The 2695-nt window shown below is 36.9% G+C and carries 2 protein-coding genes; one reads left to right on the forward strand and one right to left on the reverse strand.

Annotation, left to right across the window (positions count from 1 at the left end; genetic code table 11):
- Window positions 1-176: 176 nt before the first annotated feature.
- The gene (locus tag PN471_RS15550; protein ID WP_271777629.1) at window positions 177-1790 is read right to left on the reverse strand and encodes an ABC transporter substrate-binding protein; all 1614 of its coding nucleotides are present in this window, start codon (window positions 1788-1790) and stop codon (window positions 177-179) included.
- A gap of 240 nt (window positions 1791-2030) precedes the next feature.
- Here PN471_RS15550 and PN471_RS15555 point away from each other — a divergent pair, with 240 nt between their 5' ends.
- Entirely contained in the window at window positions 2031-2606 is a 576-nt protein-coding gene (locus PN471_RS15555; protein WP_271777630.1) for a thioredoxin family protein, read from the forward strand.
- Window positions 2607-2695 lie beyond the last annotated feature (89 nt).

The raw sequence follows: 2695 nt of genomic DNA on the forward strand, positions 1-2695 counted from the left end.
AGTCAGGAGTTCAGGAGTTCAGGAGTTCAGGAGTTCAGGAGTCAGGATGAAGAATGAAGAATGAAGAATGAAAGAAATAAGAAGGAAGAAAACTTCTCTCTATCTCCTATTAACTGTCACCTGTCACCTGTCACCTGTCACCTGTCACCTGTCACCTGTCACCTGTCACCTATTTCCTACTTTTTAATTGTTTTATAAATCAGGTTTTGGGTAGGATCAATCTGGACGTTATTTACGCCTTTTTGAGCAAATACATAATCTTTGCTTTGCCATAAAGGAACGTAGGGAACATCAGTTACAACTTGAGTTTGAATGTCGGCAAATATTTTTTTCCGGGCTTCAGGATTTTGTTCTTTGCGTTGTTGATCTATGAGTTTATTCATAGCTTCACTATAATAGAATGACCCTTGAGTTTGACTACCGCCGGTTTCACAACCTTTAGCAACTGAACCTTTTTCACAGGCTAAAAATGGCTGTACGTAGTTATCTGGATCTAAGAAGTCTGGATACCAATTAGTTAAGGTGCTGGGATATAAACCTTTGGAAATTTCTTTATAGAAAGTTGCACCTTCGACGGTTTTAACTTCAAATTGCAACATCCCATCCATTTTAGTATCAGCTAGGGATTTTAAGGTTTGGGCGACTAAACTGCGAGTCATTGAACTTGCAGGATACCAAATTTGCACTTTTGCCGGATTTTCTTTGGAAAAACCAGCAGCAACTAAGGATTTTTTGGCTTCTTCAAATTTACCATCACCATATTTATCTTGAAACAATGGTTGGGAAACGTTGAAGGTGGTGGGAATCATGCTGTAAAGAGGATCAGCCTGTGATAATAATACCCGATTATTTAATAATTTACGATCAATTAATGATGCGATCGCTTGTCTCACCTCTGCTTTATCTAAAGGTTTTTGATTGCGATTTAAAGTCATATAAGTAACTACACTACCTTGAGCAGATATAGCTTGCCAATCTCCCTTTTTCGCACTTGCTTCTAAACTCTGAATTTGATCTGGTTGTAAGGATAGATAAGCTACGTCTATCGCCCCAGTTTTAAAGGCATTAAATAAGTTGACTGGACTGGTTTGAATTTGGACATTTACACCTTTGTTTTCGGGTTTTGTTCCCCAATATTTATCAAATACATCAAACTTTAAGGAATCAGTTCCATATTTGGCTAATTTGTAAGCACCAGTTCCTACAAAAATATTCGGTTTAAATTTTCCCGCCCCAATTTGATATGATTTTGGTGAAACCGCACAGACTCCAGAAAATGCTAACAAGGAAGGAAAAGCTGCAAAGGGTTTTTTCAGTTTAATTGTTAATTCATACTCTCCGGTGGCTTTAACTGAAGCTACGGTATCGGAAAGTAGGAAGGATGGTTTACCTTTGTTTTCGATAAAGCGTTGCAGGCTAAACTCCATTGCTTTGGCATTGAAGGGAGTATCATCATGAAATAGGACTCCTTGGCGAATAGGAATAGTATAGGTTAAACCATCTGCACTCACTTTTGGTAATGCTGTTGCCAATTGTGGTTTAATTTCTGTACTACCTGGTTCATAAGTGTACAGGCGATCGCTCATATTAAATACTAAACTCAAAGACCCCAATTCATACGCATCAGCAGGGTCAAGAGTTCTTGGCTTTTCCGTTGTCCCTACGGTAATCCGACCATCACCCGCAGTAGTATTTATAGCACTAGACTGTGGTGTATTTGTTTGCTGTTTAGGAGTACAACTAACGACCAATAATAGACAAAGACAGAACAAAGATAGGAGTTTTGTCATCCTACCCCATTGTTTCATTAGCAAGGAACACCAAGTGATCATTATTAAAATTTTTCAATCAACGGTTAGTTATTATAGCAGGGAACAGGGAATATTGATCTTTTCCCATAACTTAACTAAATAATTCATAATATACTGAATTTTTTTAATAAGTTATGTATTTGAATTTGGTAATTTTCCTAAATCAAGACGGATTATTCTATTATTAGAAAAAACCCTGATCAAAACATTTAAAACATTATGGTTTTAACAGCTTCTACGATGTTGCCTCTAGGCACGAAAGCACCAGATTTTCATCTGCCAGAAGTAGTATCTGGAAAAACAATTTCTCTTAATAATTTTGCCGATAAGAAGGCATTATTAATTATGTTTATTTGTCGGCACTGTCCATTTGTTAAGCATATTCAACAAGAATTAGCCAGATTAGATCAAGATTACAGCAACAGTGATTTAGGGATTATTGCCATTAGTGCGAATGATGCTCAAAATTATCCTAATGATGCCCCCGAATCATTAAAAGAAATGTGTATAGAATTGGGTTTTGATTTTACCTTCTGTTACGACGAAACTCAAGCAACAGCAAAAGCTTATACGGCATCTTGCACACCAGATTTCTTTTTATTTGATGGCGACAGAAAACTCGTTTATCGTGGGCAATTAGATGATAGTCGTCCTAGTAATAATCAACCTGTAACAGGTAAAGATTTAAGGGCAGCTATTGCCGCAGTTTTAAATAATCAACCTGTGACAAGTGAACAAAAGCCGAGTATTGGTTGCAATATCAAATGGAAAGTAGGTAATGAACCTAATTATTAGTCATTGGTAATTGGTAATTGGTAATTGGTAATTGGTAATTGGTAATTGGTAATTGGTAAAACTCTTACCTCCCCTACCTCCCCTACCTC

The organism is Aphanizomenon sp. CS-733/32 (genome assembly GCF_028330045.1).
Lineage (GTDB): Bacteria > Cyanobacteriota > Cyanobacteriia > Cyanobacteriales > Nostocaceae > Dolichospermum > Dolichospermum gracile.

Bases quoted from the DNA above. Each gene is read 5' to 3' on its own strand.
- PN471_RS15550 (WP_271777629.1), bottom strand. From the start codon at position 1,790: ATGACAAAACTCCTATCTTTGTTCTGTCTTTGTCTATTATTGGTCGTT.
- PN471_RS15555 (WP_271777630.1), top strand. From the start codon at position 2,031: ATGGTTTTAACAGCTTCTACGATGTTGCCTCTAGGCACGAAAGCACCA.